The sequence below is a fragment of the Streptomyces sp. Q6 genome (assembly GCF_036967205.1).
GTDB classification, from domain to species: domain Bacteria; phylum Actinomycetota; class Actinomycetes; order Streptomycetales; family Streptomycetaceae; genus Streptomyces; species Streptomyces citrinus.
The window spans coordinates 547,779-561,395 of sequence record NZ_CP146022.1; the positions used below are offsets into that span (position 1 = coordinate 547,779).

Genomic DNA, 13,617 nt, shown 5'->3' on the forward strand with positions numbered 1-13,617 from the left:
CGCACAACCATTAAGGTTGCGCTTCCCGCACACCGGTGAGCCCAGGAGAGGGGCCGGCACGTCATGGACGATCTGCGTCGACTACTGCGCGGCATCGAGGTGTTCGCGGGCGAACTGCCCACCTTCGACCCGGTGGCGACACCCGCCACGCCCGCCGAACTGTTCGCCGACTGGCTGGTCGGCGCGCTGGACGCGGGGGTCCCCGAGCCGCACGCGATGACCCTGTCCACGGCGGGCGAGGACGGGAACCCGCAGGCGCGCGTGCTGATCCTGAAGGCGGTGACCGCCGACGGCTGGCAGTTCGCCTCGGACGGTGGCAGCGTCAAGGCCCGCGATCTCGCCGCGCGCCCGTACGCGGCCCTGACGTTCTACTGGCCGCGGCCGGCCCGGCAGGTGCGGGTGCGCGGGCCGGTCGTCGCGGAGGCCGCCGAGGCGAGCGCGGCCGACTTCCGGGCGCGGGGTGCGGGCGCCCGCGCGGAGTCGCTGCTCGGGCGGCAGTCGCGCCCACTGGCGGACCTCGCGGAGCGGGACGCGGCGGTCGACGCGGCGCGGGCCCGGCTGGCCGAGGACCCGGAGCAGGTGGCGCCGGGCTGGACGCTGCACACGGTGCGCCCGGAGTCGGTGGAGTTCTGGCAGGGCGACAAGGAGCGCAGGCACACCCGTCTCACGTATCTGCGGACGGGCGACGGCTGGCGCAAGCAGTTGCTGTGGCCGTGACCGAGGGCACGCTCTCGTACTGGCGGGCCGGCCTGGACTCCGTGCCCGACGAGGTGTGGCGGCACCCCGCGCTGGAGGTCCTGCTCCTGCCCGACAACCGGCTGACGGAGCTGCCCGCCCGGATCGGGACCCTGTCCCGGCTGCACACCCTGGACGTCGGCCACAATCAACTGATCTCCGTCCCGGGGCAGTTGGGTGAACTGACCGGGCTCTCCCGCTTCCTGTACCTGCACGACAACCGGCTCACGGAGCTGCCGGACTCGCTCGGCGCGCTCACCTCGCTGGCCTATCTGAACGTCGGCGAGAACCGGCTGACGGCCCTGCCCGCGACGCTCGGCTCTTTGGCGGGTCTCGTCGAGCTGCGCGCCCAGCACAACCGGCTCACGGAGCTGCCCGACACCGTGGGCGGCCTGACGTCCCTGCGGGAGCTGTGGCTGCGCGGCAATCTTCTGACCGGACTCCCCCTGTCCGTACGGGGGTTGCACGCGCTGCGGGAGGTCGAGCTGCGGGAGAACCGGCTCGACGCGGTGCCCGAGGTGCTGCGCGGGCTGCCGCTCCTGCGCCGCCTGGATCTGCGGAGCAACGACCTGCGCGTCCTGCCGGACTGGATCGCCGAGCTGCCCGCCCTGGACAAGCTCGACCTGCGCTGGAACGACGTACGCGTCGCGCCCGGCCTGCTCGCGGAGCTGACCGGGCGAGGTTGCGTGGTGCTGCGGTAGCCGGTCCGTCAGTCCTTGGGCTCGGCGGGCGGCACGACCGCGACCGGGGCGGCGGCGTGCAGCAGGACGGCCTGGGTGACCGACCCCAGCATCGGGGCGGGGCGGGTGAGGCGCCGGCGGTGCCGGCCGACGACGACCAGCTCCGCCTCCCGTGAGTTCTCCACCAGGTGGCCCGCGGCGTCGCCCGGCGCGACATAGAGGTCGACCTCGACCTTGGGGTGCGCTTCGCGCAACTCGGCGACGGCCGCGTTCGCCAGGGTGAGCGTCTCGTGCTCCGCGGCGGCCTGGTCCTGAGCGGTCGGCGTGAAGTCGCCGAACGCCGTCCAGGCGAGCACCGGCCACGGGTACGCGGCCACGACCTGGAGGCGCGCGCCCGTCCGGGCGGCGTGCGCGAACGCGAAGGCGAGCGTCGTCTCGTCCGGGTCGTCCGTCTGCAGCCCGACGACGACGCGCGGCCCCCGGGGACGGGGGTGTCGCCGTCCACCGTGCGCTCCGGCGGCACGACGACGACGGGGCAGGCGGAGTCGCGGGCGGCCGCCACACCGTTCGACCCGAGCAGCAGGCTGGCGAAGCCGCCGCGCCCGCGCGAGCCGAGGACGAGGAGTTGCGCCTCGGCGCTCATCTCGGGCAGCACCGCGGCGGGCAGCCCGTCGCGGCTGATGTACTCCACGGACGGCAGCCCCTCGCGGCCGTCCAGCGCCTCGCGGATCTCGCCGAGGACCCGGTCGTCCGCGGGTTCCACGGGACCGGCGACGAGGACCGCGGGCTGGAGGTAGGGCGCGTACTGCCGTACGTGCACGATGCGCAGATCGGCGCCGCGGCCGGCCGCTTCGGTGATCGCCCACTCCAGGGCGCGTCGGCTGTCGTCGGATCCGTCGACCGCGGCGACGACGGGCAGGGCGTGCGGCGTGCTCATGAGGGTTCCCTCCGACACCGGGCACGGTGGCCGTGCCCTTGTTGACCGGCTGTTCCACTGGCCAGGCTCGCCGATGGACGGGCCCGAAGACAGGGTCGAAGGTCACGTGTCGGAAGAAACAGTCATGGAAAACGCGGCGACGAGCTCCCTGACGCCCCGCCGCGTCCACGCCGTGCCGCGCTCCGTCCGCGCTACGTCAGGTCGAACTCACCCTCGCGGGCGCCGAGCACGAACGCTCCCCATTCGGCCGGCGTGAAGATGAGCGACGGGTTCTGCGGACTCCCTCCGTTGCGCATCGCGATGAAGCCCTCCACGAAGGCGATCTGGACATCGCCCAGGCCCCGGCTGCCGGAGCGCCAGTCCGCCTTGCTCAGATCCAGGTCCGGCTTGTCCCACCCCGTGAGCGGGTGCTGGTCGATGGTGCTTTCGGCCACGTCCGTGCTCCTCCCGGTTCGTCGTCCGTGCGCCAGCCTAGCGATCGGCCCCGGCCCCGGACAGGCCACGAAGGTGGCCGAGGGTCACCGGGTGGGCGGCTCGGCGCCGACGAGCCACATCGAGAAGAACTGGGAACCGCCTCCGTAGGCGTGCCCCAGCACCCTGCGTGCCCCGTCCACCTGGTGTTCCCCCGCCTGCCCGCGCACCTGGAGCGCGGCCTCGGCGAAGCGGATCATGCCGGAGGCGCCGATGGGATTCGTGGACAGGACGCCGCCCGACATGTTGACGGGGAGGTCCCCGTCGAGTTCCGTGACGCCGGACTCGGTGAGCTTCCAGCCCTCGCCCTCGTCCGCGAACCCGAGGTTCTCCAGCCACATGGGCTCGTACCAGGAGAACGGCACGTACATCTCGACGGCGTCGATCTGGCGGCGTGGATCGGTGATGCCGGCCTGCCGGTAGACGTCGGCGGCGCAGTCCTTCCCGGCCTGCGGGGACACGAAGTCCTTGCCCGCGAAGAGGGTCGGTTCGCTGCGCATCGCGCCGCCGAGCAGCCAGGCGGGAGGTTTCGGCGAACGGGCGGCGCCCGCGCGGTCGGTGAGGATCATGGCGCAGGCGCCGTCGGACGACGGGCAGGTCTCGGAGTAGCGGATCGGGTCCCAGAGCATGGGCGAGGCCTGGACCTTCTCCAGGGTGATGTCGTGCTCGTGGAGGTGGGCGTACGGGTTCTTCAGGGCGTTGCGCCGGTCCTTGTACGCGACGAGGGAGCCGACGCCGTCGGGCGCTCCGGTCCGCCGCATGTAGGCCCGTACGTGCGGGGCGAAGAATCCGCCGGCGCCGGCGAGCAGCGGCTGCTGGAAGGGGATCGGCAGCGACAGGCCCCACATCGCGTTGGATTCCGACTGTTTTTCGAAGGCGAGGGTGAGGACCGTGCCGTGGACGCGGCCCGCGATCAGGTTGGTGGCGACGAGCGCGGTCGAGCCGCCGACGGACCCCGCGGTGTGCACGCGGAGCATGGGCTTGCCGACGGCGCCGAGCGCGTCGGCGAGGTACAGCTCGGGCATCATGACGCCCTCGAAGAAGTCGGGCGCCTTGCCGATGACGACGGCGTCGATGTCGCCCCACGTCAACTCGGCGTCGTGCAGAGCTCGTTGGGCGGCTTCCCGGACGAGTCCCGCGAGGGAGACGTCCCGGCGGGCGGCGACGTGCTTGGTCTGGCCGATGCCGACGACGGCCACCGGCTCCTTGTGCATCGTGGAGGTCATCGGGTCTCCTGGGCTGAGTCTTCGAGTACGGCGACCAGGTTCTGTTGCAGGCACGGTCCCGAGGTCGCGTGGGCGAGCGCCCGGCGGGACTCCCCGCGGTGGATGCGGGCGGCGGCCTCCCCGATGCGGATGAGCCCGGCGGCCATGACGGGGTTGGCGGCGAGCGCGCCGCCGGACGGGTTGACGCGCACGTCGTCGCCGAGCCGCAGCGCCTTGCGCAGGACGACCTCCTGCGAGGTGAACGGGGCGTGCAACTCGGCGGTGTCGACGGGCCGTTCGAAGGCTCCGGCGTTCTCGGCGGCGAGCCGTGCGGACGGCGAGTCGGTGAGGTCGCGGACGCCGAGGCTGTGCGCCTCGATGCGGTGGTCGACGCCGCGGATCCAGGCGGGCCGCTCGCACAGTTCGCGGGCGCGGTCGCCCGCGGCGAGGATCACGGCGGCGGCTCCGTCGCCGATCGGCGGGCAGTCGCCGGTGCGCAGCGGATGGACGATGTAGTCGCCGTGCGGCACGTCGCCGCCGCGCAGTTGGGCGTGCGGATTGCTCTCGGCGGACCGCCGGCTGCGGGCGGCGACCCCGGCGAGGGCCGGTTCGTCGGTGTCGCCCGCGTCGATGAGGGCCCGCGCCTGGAGCGCGGCGAGGGCGACGGAGTCGGGCCAGAGCGGGGCGACGTAGTACGGGTCGAGCTGGCGGGTCAGCACGTCCCGCACCGACCCCGGCGACGACTTTCCGTAGGCGTAGACGAGCGCGGTGTCGGCCTCGCCGGTCAGGAGCTTGGTCCACGCCTCGTACAACGCCCAGGCGCCGTCCATCTCGACGTGCGACTCGGAGATCGGGGGCCAGGCGCCCACGCCGTCGAGCGCCATGGTGAAGGAGAAGGCGCGCCCCGCGAGATAGTCGCTCGATCCCGAGCAGGTGAACCCGATGTCACTGGTCCGCAGGCCGGTGGCGTCGAGGACCTGGTGCAGGACGGGCATCAGCATCTCCACCTCCGACTGTTCGTCGGTGGTGCGCCGGTGGTCGGTCTGCCCGAAGGCGACCACGGCGATGTCCCGGATCGGCGGCCGCATTCAGATCAGCTCCTTGTACGTGTCGTAGTCGGCGTCGGGTTCACCGGTCGGCCGGTAGTGGTCGGGGTAGCGGCCGCCCTCGGTCCACACGGGTTCGACGCGCAGGCCCATGCGGACCTGGTCGTAGGGGATGCCGGCGATGCGCCCGTGCAGGGCGAGATCGGCGCCGTCGAGGGCGATGTGGGCGTAGACGTAGGGCAGTTCGATGTCGAGGTTCTTGGCCTTGACGTTGACGATGCAGTACGTGGTGACGGTGCCGGCGGGGCCGACCTCGACCTGGTCGGTGGTGGCGACGCCGCAGGTGGGGCAGGCGCCGCGGGGCGGGACGTAGACCTTGTGGCAGGAGGGGCAGCGTTCGCCGACGGTGCGGTGCTCCGCGAGGGCGTTGATGTAGCGGCTCTGGGCCTTGCCGGGCCCGTAGGTGTAGTCGAGCCGGGCGGCGGCGACGATGCCGGTGACGGGGTTCTCGAACTCACCGGTGTGCGGGGCCGGTCGGTCCTGTCCGGGCGTGCTGTCGTCCGGTTCGAAGCAGGCGATGTCGGTGATGGCGCCGGTACGTTCCTCGGCCCAGCGGACGCGGACGCGCTGTCCGGTGCGCACCGCGTCCGGGCCCGTGGTGTCGAGGGCGTGCAGGAGGGCGGTGTCGGCGCCGTCGAGCTTGACGAGGACCCAGGCGAAGGGGGTGTCCAGCGGCTGGCCGCGGCGGGGCTCGGGGTTCCAGGCCCAGGTGGTGACGGTGCCGGTGGTGCCCACCTCCACCAGGTCGCGTAGCTCGTCGGCGGTGACCGGGTCGTACTCGACCGGGGGCACCAGGACCTCTCCGGCGGTGGTCCGTACGCCGAGGACGGTGCGGTCGCGCAGGCCGCTGAGGAAGGCGGACTGGACGGGGCCCAGGGAGCGGGTGAAGGGGAACTCCACGACCAGGGGTGCGCGGAGCACCTCCGGCGGTCGGGGGGTGGTGGTCATCGGGGCTCCTTCGTGGTGCGGCTGGGGTGGGGCGGCTGCCGGGTCGGGGGTGTCGCCGGGTGCGGGTCGTCCGGGGCCGGTGGCGTCGCTGCCCGCGCCTTGAGGGCGTGCGGCTTCGGCGTCGGAGGCGGGCAGCCACGACGCGATCCGCACCCGTGGCGCACGGTCACTCGCGGCGGAAGACCGCGGGCCGCCGCTCGGCGAACGCCCGGGATCCTTCCTTCGCGTCGGCCGTGTCGAAGATCGGCCACCCCCGCTTCAGCTCCGCGGCGAGACCGTCCGCCTCGCTCATCTCGGCGGCCTCGTAGACCGACGCCTTGACCGCCTCGACGGCCAACGGCCCGCAGGCGTTGATCTGTTCGGCGATCTCCAGCGCTGCGGTGAGCGCCGTGCCGTCGGGGACGACGCGGCCCACGAGCCCGATGGCCGCCGCCTCCGCCGCCGGGTAGGGGCGGCCGGTGAGGAGCATCTCCAGGGCGTGGGTACGCGGGATCTGCCGCGGCAGCCGTACGGTCGAGCCGCCGATCGGGAAGAGACCGCGCCTGACCTCGTACAGGCCGAACGTCGCCGACTCCGCGGCCACCCGGATGTCGGTGCCCTGAAGGATCTCGGTGCCGCCCGCCACGCAGTGGCCCTCGACCGCGGCGATCACCGGCTTGCGCGGCCGGTGGTGGCGCAGCATCGCCTTCCAGTGCAGGTCGGGGTCGGCCTTCAGCCGGTCGCGGTACTGCTCCCCCGCCATGCCCTTGCCCGCGAGGGCTTTGAGGTCCATGCCGGCGCAGAACGTCCCTCCGGCGCCGGTGAGCACGATCGAACGGATGTCGTCGTCGGCGTCGGCCGCCAGCCATCCGTCGTACAGGCCGACGAGCATCGGCAGGGACAAGGCGTTCTTGGCCTCGGGCCTGTTGAGCGTGAGGACGAGCGTCGCGCCCTCGCGCCGCACGTCGAGATGTTCGGTCCCACTCATGCCGGTCCTCCAGTCGGTGGAAGCCTCACGACCTTCAAGTCCCTCAGGACGAGAACAGGTTGCAGGAGGGCGCGGGCCAGTTCAAGAGTTTTCTGACAGACAGTCAGATTTCTCGTGCGAGGGCCCTTCCGCCTTGCTTCCCCGTCTGCTCTGATGACGGCCACACGAGATGCGGCCAGGGTCAGGAGGAGCGGTGGAGTACAACCTTGCCGACCTGTTCGAGTCGGTCGTCGACGTGGTCCCCGACCGCGAGGCGCTCGTCTACATCGACCACCCGGGGACGGGTGCGGAGCGCCGGCTGACGTACGCGGAACTGGACGCGGCGGCCAACCGCATCGCGCACCACCTGATCGACAGCGGGATCCGGCCCGGCGAACACCTGGGCCTGCACCTCTACAACGGCATCGAGTACCTCCAGACGGTTCTCGGCTGTCTCAAGGCACGGGTCGTCCCGGTCAATGTCAACTACCGGTATGTGGAAGAGGAGTTGGTCTACCTCTACCGGGACGCCGACCTCGCGGCCCTGGTCTTCGACGCGGAGTTCACCGAGCGTGTGGCGGCGGCGCTGCCGCAGACGCGGAAGCTGCGGCATCTGGTGCGGGTGGGGACCCCGGCGCCGGACGCGCCGCCGCTCAAGGCCGTGGACTTCACGGAGGCCGAGGCGGCCGGGTCGCCCGAGCGCGGATTCCCGGCGCGCTCGGCGGACGACCAGTTCATCATCTACACCGGCGGCACGACGGGCATGCCCAAGGGTGTGATGTGGCGTCAGGAAGACCTGTTCTTCTCCGGGTTGGGCGGCGGAGCACCCACGGGAGAGCCGGTGTCGCGGCCGCAGGAGCTCGCGGAGCGCGTCGCGGCGGGCGGCGACGGGATCACCTTCTTCCCCACTCCCCCACTGATGCACGGAACGTCCACCCTGACCGCCTTCATCGGCTTCAACTTCGGCCAACGCATCGTCATCCACCGCAAGTTCGCGCCCGAAGAGGTGCTGCGCACCATCGAGAAGGAGAAGGTGACCAGCATGTCGCTGGTGGGCGACGCGATGCTGCGCCCGCTGATCGACGCGCTGAGCGGACCGCTCAAGGGCACCGACTGCTCGTCGATGTTCAGCGTCTCGTCCTCGGGCGCGATCATGTCGGACACGGTGCGCGCCCAGTTCCAGGCGCTGGTCCCGACCGTGATGCTCCTCAACAACTTCGGCTCGTCCGAGTCCGGCTTCAACGGCACGGCGACCGACGACTCGGGCGCGGGCCAGGGCTTTCGCCTGCGGGTCAACTCCCGTACCCAGGTGGTGGATCCGGCGACATACGATCCGGTGGCCGTCGGTGAGGTCGGCCGGATCGCCCAGCGCGGGCACGTCCCGCTCGGCTACTACAACGACCCGAAGAAGACCGCCGAGACGTTCTTCCAGAAGGGCGACGAGCGCTGGGTGCTGCTCGGTGACATGGCGACGGTCGACGCGGACGGCATCGTCACGGTGCTCGGACGCGGCTCGCAGTGCATCAACACCGGCGGCGAGAAGGTCTACCCCGAAGAGGTCGAGCAGGCCCTCAAGTCCCATCCGGACGTCTACGACGCGCTCGTCGCCGGTGTCCCGGACGAGAAGTGGGGCAACCACGTGGCGGCGGTGGTCCAGCTCCGGCAGGGCGCGCCGACGTTGACCCTCGACACCCTCCAGAGCCACTGCCGCACCCATCTCGCCGGCTACAAGATCCCGCGCCAGCTGGTGGTGACGGACCGCATCCAGCGTTCGCCGAGCGGCAAGGCGGACTATCGGTGGGCGCGGGCGGTGGCGGCCGACTCGGCCGCCGGATAGCCCGCGCGACTCTCCACGCCGCCGCGCCCGCGCCGACCGTCCGGGCGCACGACGGCGCCCCGCCCACAGGCCCTTATCCGGTTGCCGCTCCCGCGCTCCGGTGCTGAAGTGACCGGATGGATCAGGACAAGGTGCTGGCGCTCTTCGACCGGCAGATGCGGTACGAGGCGAAGCCCGACGAGCCGGGGGCGCGGGTCGAGCGGGTCGGCGACGTCGTACGCCAGGTCGCCCCCGCCGACGGCTGGAACGGGGTGCTCTGGTCGGATCTCGACGAGGGGCGCGCCGACGCGGCCATCGCCGAACAGGTGCGGTTCTACGCCGCGTCGGGGCTCGAAGTGGAGTGGAAGGCGTACAGCCACGACCGCCCCGCCGATCTCCCGGCGCGGCTGACCGCGGCCGGGTTCGTCGCCGAGGAGACGGAGACGCTGCTGGTGGCGGAGACGGCCGTGCTCCCCGTCGATGCAGCGCCGCCGGACGGGATCCGGTTGCTGCCCGTCACCGACGAGGCACACGTGCGGCTCGTCGAGGAGGTCCACGACCGGGCCTTCGACGGCGGGCGCTCGTCGATCGGGCACCAGCTGCGCCAGCAGCTCGCGCAGGACCCGCAGACCGTGCCCGCCGTCGTCGCGCTGCACGGCGACGAACCGGTCAGCGCGGCCCGCCTCGAACTGCACCCGGGCACGGACTTCGCGAGCCTGTGGGGCGGTGGCACGGTCCCCGCGTGGCGGGGCCGCGGGATCTACCGGTCGCTCGTCGCGTTCCGGGTGAGGATCGCCGTCGCGCGCGGATTCTCGTACGTCCAGGTCGACGCGTCGTCGTACAGCAGGCCGATCCTGGAGCGGCTCGGGTTCGTGGCGCTGGGGACGACGACGCCGTACGTACGGCAGCCGTCCGGTCAGGACGCCGCCAGGAACTCCTCGACGCTCGCCACGAAGGACTCGGCGTCGTCGAGCCAGGGATAGTGCGCGGCCCCGGGCTGCACGACGACCCGGCCGTGCGGGTAGGACGCGGCGGCGCGGTGCACCAGCTCGGGGTTCGGATTGCCGTCGAGCGCGCCCGCGAGCAGCAGGACGGGCGCGTCGAGGCGGGCGAGGGCGGCGCGGGTCGCGGCCGGGTCGAAGGCGGCGTCGACGCCGTACCGCGCCTCGGCCGTGTCGTTGGTCTGCGCGTCGGTGAGCGCGGCGTGGGCCTGCGCGCGCGTGTCCCAGCGGCCGTAGAAGAACGCGTCGTAGAGGTAGTCCACGTCGTCCTGCCCCGCGAGGAGCCGCTCGTACGTGGCGTAGGCCGCCGCGAACCACGGCTCATGGCTCCGCAGCCGCGCCGCCGCGAGCCGCTCGTCCGCCGTCGGCCTGATGCCCAGGGCCCACTGCGCGGAGGTCACGAGGACGAGCCGGGACAGGCGCCGCGGATGGCGGGCCGCGTAGAGCGCGGCGAGATTGCAGCCCGCCGAGTGGGCGAGGACGTCCATGCGCTCCAGGCCGAGGTGGACGCGGAGCGCCTCCACGTCGTCGACCTGCCGGTCGCATCGGTACGTCGACTCGTCGACCGGGATCGCGGACGTCCCCGTCCCCCGCAGGTCGAGGAGGTGCAGGGTGCGGTGGGCGGTGAGGCCACCCAGATCGCCGAGGTACTCCGAGGCCCGCATCGGACCGCCCGGCACACAGATCAGGGGCGGTCCCGAGCCCCGTACATGACAGGCCAGTTCGGTGCCGTCCGGCGCGCTGAACGTGAACATGGCGTGATCTTCACAGCCGTACGGCGGCGTCGCAACGCGTTTCCCCCGCTCCCGCCCAACACGTCGCGCCTCATGTCTTGACGTCACGGGGCCCGCCTTGAATTACTGACGACAGCAGATCAACCGAATGATCGGTCGGGAGTGCAGTCGATGACGGATGTGAAGGACTGGCAGGACGCGGGCGAGCGCCTCGGAGCGGCCGAGCTGCGAGAGCTCCAGCTGGAGCGGCTGCGTGCGACCCTGCACCGCGTGTACGAGCGGGTGCCGCACTACCGCGCGGCGTTCGACAAGGCGGGCGTGCGCCCGGACGACTGCGCGAGCCTCGCCGACCTCGCCCGTTTCCCGTTCACGACGAAGGCGGACCTGCGGGAGAACTACCCGTTCGGGATGTTCGCCGTGGAGAAGTCCGAGGTGCGCCGGCTGCACGCCTCCAGCGGCACGACGGGCCTGCCCACCGTCGTCGGGTACACGGAGGCCGACCTGTCGATGTGGTCCGACATGGTGGCCCGCGCGATCCGCGCGGCGGGCGGCCGGCCCGGCCACACGATCCATGTGGCGTACGGCTACGGCCTGTTCACGGGCGGGCTCGGCGCGCACTACGGCGCGGAGCGGCTCGGCTGTACGGTCGTCCCCGCGTCCGGCGGGATGACCGCGCGCCAGGTCCGGCTCATCGTCGACCTCCGGCCCGAGATCATCATGGTGACGCCGTCGTACATGCTGACCCTCCTCGACGAGTTCGAGCGCCAGAACATCGACCCGCGGACGACGTCGCTGAAGGTGGGCATCTTCGGCGCGGAGCCGTGGACGCAGGAGATGCGGCGGGAGATCGAGGAGCGGGCGGGCATCGACGCCGTCGACATCTACGGCCTGTCGGAGGTCGTCGGCCCCGGCGTCGCGCAGGAGTGCGTGGAGACGAAGGACGGGCTGCACATCTGGGAGGACCACTTCTACCCGGAGGTCGTCGACCCGGTCACGGGCGAGGTCCTGCCGGACGGCGAGCACGGGGAGCTGGTGTTCACCTCGCTCACCAAGGAGGCGATGCCCGTGATCCGTTACCGCACACGGGACTTGACGCGACTCCTGCCGGGGACGGCGCGCCCCGCGTTCCGCCGCATGGAGAAGGTCACCGGGCGCAGCGACGACATGGTGATCCTGCGCGGGGTGAACCTCTTCCCCACGCAGGTCGAGGAGATCGTCCTGCGCACCCCCGGCGTCGCCCCGCACTTCCAGCTCCGCCTCACCCGCGAGGGCCGCATGGACGCCCTGACGATCCGCGCGGAGGCCCGCCCGGACGCCACCCCCACGGACCGGGACGCGGCGGCCCGCGCGATCGCGGCCGGAATGAAGGACGGGGTCGGGGTGACGGTGGACGTGGAGGTCGTGGACCCGGAGACGCTGGAGCGGTCGGTGGGCAAGATCAAGCGAATCGTGGACCTGCGGGGCAAGTAGGGCGGCCGGCTCAGGCAGGGGGCGCGTCGCTCATGCGGTGAATCGGTCACGGAGTTCGCGTTTGAGGATCTTTCCGCTTGCGTTGCGCGGGAGTTCGTTCACGAACACGATGCGTTTGGGGGCCTTGAAGTGGGCCAGTCGGTCGCGGACGTGGGCGAGGAGTTCGGGCTCGGTCACCTCGTCGGCCCGGACGACGAACGCCGTGACCGCCTCGATCCAGCGTTCGTCCGGGAGCCCGACCACCGCCGTCTCGGCGACCGCCGGGTGCGTGTAGAGGGCGTCCTCGACCTGGCGTGAGGCGACCAGTACGCCGCCGGAGTTGATGACGTCCTTCACCCGGTCGACGACGGTGAAGTAGCCCTCGGCGTCCCGGACCGCGAGGTCTCCGGACCGGAACCAGCCGTCGCGGAAGGCCTGTCGGGTCTCCTCGGGCTTGTCCCAGTAACCGTCGCACAGTTGAGGTGAGCGGTAGACGACTTCGCCGGGGGTGCCGTCGGGTACGTCCTTGCCGTCCTCGTCGACGACCTTCGCCTCGACGAAGAGGACGGGGCGCCCGCAGGAGTCCATGCGGCCCTCGTGTTCGTCGGGCCCGAGGACGGTGGCGAGGGGGCCGATCTCGCTCTGTCCGAAGCAGTTGTAGAAGGCGAGCGCGGGCAGCCGTGCGCGCAGCCGTTCCAGGACCGGCACCGGCATGATCGACGCGCCGTAGTACGCCTTGCGCAGCCCGCTGAGGTCGCGCGTGGCGAAGTCCGGGTGCTGGGAGAGGCCGATCCACACGGTCGGCGGCGCGAAGAGGCTGTCCGCCTCGCCCGCCTCCACGAGGTCGAGGACGCGGGTGGCGTCGGGCGCGTCCAGGATCGTGTTCGTGGCGCCGACCGCGAGGTAGGGCAGCAGGAAGACGTGCATCTGCGCCGAGTGGTAGAGCGGCAGCGCGTGGACCGGGCGGTCCGTCTCCTTCAGATCGAGGGCGTGGATCGCGCTGACGTACTCGTGGACGAGGGCGCGGTGGGGCATGCGCGCCCCTTTCGGCAGGGCCGTGGTGCCCGAGGTGTAGAGCAGCTGCACCAGGTCGTCGGAGGCCGGTTCGGCGTCGTCGTACGGGACGGCCGTCGCCAGGCGTGCGAGCAGGGAGTCGTCCGCGTCGCGCAGCGCCAGCGTGCGCGCGCCCTCGGGCAGGCGGCCCGCGAGGTCCGGGTCGGCGAGCACGAGCGCGCTGCCGGACTGCTCCACGAGGTACGCGAGGTCGTCACCGGTCAGGTTCTGGTTGATGGGGACGTGCACGAGCCCCGCGCGGGAGCAGCCGAGGAAGCCGATCAGGTACGCGTCGGAGTTGTGCCCGTAGGCCCCGACCCGGTCGCCGGGCGCGAGCCCCAGGGCGCGCAGGGCACCGGCCGCGCGCGAGACGGCGTCGTCGAGTTCCTCGTACGTCCATGAGCGCGCCCCGTAGCGGACGGCGACGCGTGCCGGGGTGCGGCGGGCGCTGCGCCGAAGCATCCCGTCGACGGTGCTGCCTGCCGCTCCTGCTGCCTGTGACGTCGTCATGGCGTGATCCTGTGCGGTGGCGGACG

12 protein-coding genes and 1 pseudogene are annotated in these 13,617 nt (G+C 72.2%); 5 read left to right on the top strand and 8 right to left on the bottom strand.

Going from position 1 to position 13,617, the window contains the following annotated elements; translation table 11 throughout:
* Positions 1-63 precede the first annotated feature (63 nt).
* Both V2W30_RS02725 and V2W30_RS02730 read left to right on the top strand, forming a co-directional pair.
* A complete protein-coding gene (locus V2W30_RS02725) occupies positions 64-717 on the top strand; it encodes a pyridoxal 5'-phosphate synthase (RefSeq protein ID WP_338693329.1) in 654 nt (217 codons plus the stop codon).
* On the top strand, positions 714-1,436 hold the full coding sequence (locus tag V2W30_RS02730; RefSeq protein ID WP_338703449.1) for a leucine-rich repeat domain-containing protein: 723 nt from the start codon (positions 714-716) through the stop codon (positions 1,434-1,436). Before V2W30_RS02725 ends, V2W30_RS02730 begins: the two co-directional genes overlap by 4 nt.
* A gap of 8 nt (positions 1,437-1,444) precedes the next feature.
* Here the strand turns inward: V2W30_RS02730 and V2W30_RS02735 are convergent.
* The 6 genes and pseudogenes from V2W30_RS02735 to V2W30_RS02760 all read right to left on the bottom strand — a co-directional run bounded on the left by V2W30_RS02735 (position 1,445) and on the right by V2W30_RS02760 (position 7,049).
* Positions 1,445-2,352, bottom strand: a pseudogene (locus V2W30_RS02735) (universal stress protein).
* Between the two features lie 191 nt (positions 2,353-2,543).
* Positions 2,544-2,786: a DUF397 domain-containing protein gene (locus tag V2W30_RS02740; RefSeq protein WP_338693330.1), complete on the bottom strand. Its 243-nt coding sequence runs from the start codon at positions 2,784-2,786 to the stop codon at positions 2,544-2,546.
* An 84-nt stretch (positions 2,787-2,870) separates the two neighbouring features.
* Positions 2,871-4,037 carry a thiolase domain-containing protein gene (locus tag V2W30_RS02745; RefSeq protein WP_338703450.1) on the bottom strand — a complete coding sequence of 389 codons (1,167 nt, stop codon included), beginning with the start codon at positions 4,035-4,037 and terminating at the stop codon, positions 2,871-2,873.
* 8 nt (positions 4,038-4,045) lie between these two features.
* On the bottom strand, positions 4,046-5,116 hold the full coding sequence (locus V2W30_RS02750; protein WP_338693331.1) for a thiolase domain-containing protein: 1,071 nt from the start codon (positions 5,114-5,116) through the stop codon (positions 4,046-4,048).
* Positions 5,117-6,082: an OB-fold nucleic acid binding domain-containing protein gene (locus tag V2W30_RS02755; RefSeq protein ID WP_338693333.1), complete on the bottom strand. Its 966-nt coding sequence runs from the start codon at positions 6,080-6,082 to the stop codon at positions 5,117-5,119.
* 166 nt (positions 6,083-6,248) lie between these two features.
* On the bottom strand, positions 6,249-7,049 hold the full coding sequence (locus V2W30_RS02760; protein ID WP_338693335.1) for a crotonase/enoyl-CoA hydratase family protein: 801 nt from the start codon (positions 7,047-7,049) through the stop codon (positions 6,249-6,251).
* A gap of 193 nt (positions 7,050-7,242) precedes the next feature.
* On the opposite strand from V2W30_RS02760, the gene V2W30_RS02765 reads away from it, so the two are divergent.
* Positions 7,243-8,865, top strand: coding sequence for an acyl-CoA synthetase (locus V2W30_RS02765; RefSeq protein ID WP_338693337.1), 1,623 nt, complete (start codon positions 7,243-7,245; stop codon positions 8,863-8,865).
* Between the two features lie 116 nt (positions 8,866-8,981).
* Entirely contained in the window at positions 8,982-9,827 is an 846-nt protein-coding gene (locus tag V2W30_RS02770) for a GNAT family N-acetyltransferase (RefSeq protein ID WP_338693339.1), read from the top strand.
* Here the strand turns inward: V2W30_RS02770 and V2W30_RS02775 are convergent.
* Positions 9,761-10,600: an alpha/beta hydrolase gene (locus tag V2W30_RS02775; protein WP_338693341.1), complete on the bottom strand. Its 840-nt coding sequence runs from the start codon at positions 10,598-10,600 to the stop codon at positions 9,761-9,763. The genes V2W30_RS02770 and V2W30_RS02775 overlap by 67 nt on opposite strands.
* 150 nt (positions 10,601-10,750) lie before the next feature.
* Between V2W30_RS02775 and paaK the strand changes: the two genes are divergently transcribed.
* Positions 10,751-12,049: a phenylacetate--CoA ligase PaaK gene (gene paaK, locus V2W30_RS02780; RefSeq protein ID WP_338693343.1), complete on the top strand. Its 1,299-nt coding sequence runs from the start codon at positions 10,751-10,753 to the stop codon at positions 12,047-12,049.
* Positions 12,050-12,079: 30 nt separating this feature from the next.
* Here paaK and V2W30_RS02785 read toward each other — a convergent pair whose 3' ends face one another.
* Positions 12,080-13,591 (bottom strand): acyl-CoA synthetase, encoded by a 1,512-nt coding sequence (locus V2W30_RS02785; protein ID WP_338693345.1) that lies wholly within the window; start codon positions 13,589-13,591, stop codon positions 12,080-12,082.
* Positions 13,592-13,617: the final 26 nt, after the last annotated feature.

Excerpts from the sequence above, each read along its gene's own strand:
- V2W30_RS02725 (WP_338693329.1), top strand. The coding sequence starts at position 64 with ATGGACGATCTGCGTCGACTACTGCGCGGCATCGAGGTGTTCGCGGGC.
- V2W30_RS02745 (WP_338703450.1), bottom strand. The coding sequence starts at position 4,037 with ATGCACAAGGAGCCGGTGGCCGTCGTCGGCATCGGCCAGACCAAGCAC.
- V2W30_RS02750 (WP_338693331.1), bottom strand. The coding sequence starts at position 5,116 with ATGCGGCCGCCGATCCGGGACATCGCCGTGGTCGCCTTCGGGCAGACC.
- V2W30_RS02755 (WP_338693333.1), bottom strand. The coding sequence starts at position 6,082 with ATGACCACCACCCCCCGACCGCCGGAGGTGCTCCGCGCACCCCTGGTC.
- V2W30_RS02760 (WP_338693335.1), bottom strand. The coding sequence starts at position 7,049 with ATGAGTGGGACCGAACATCTCGACGTGCGGCGCGAGGGCGCGACGCTC.
- V2W30_RS02770 (WP_338693339.1), top strand. The coding sequence starts at position 8,982 with ATGGATCAGGACAAGGTGCTGGCGCTCTTCGACCGGCAGATGCGGTAC.
- V2W30_RS02775 (WP_338693341.1), bottom strand. The coding sequence starts at position 10,600 with ATGTTCACGTTCAGCGCGCCGGACGGCACCGAACTGGCCTGTCATGTA.
- paaK (WP_338693343.1), top strand. The coding sequence starts at position 10,751 with ATGACGGATGTGAAGGACTGGCAGGACGCGGGCGAGCGCCTCGGAGCG.
- V2W30_RS02785 (WP_338693345.1), bottom strand. The coding sequence starts at position 13,591 with ATGACGACGTCACAGGCAGCAGGAGCGGCAGGCAGCACCGTCGACGGG.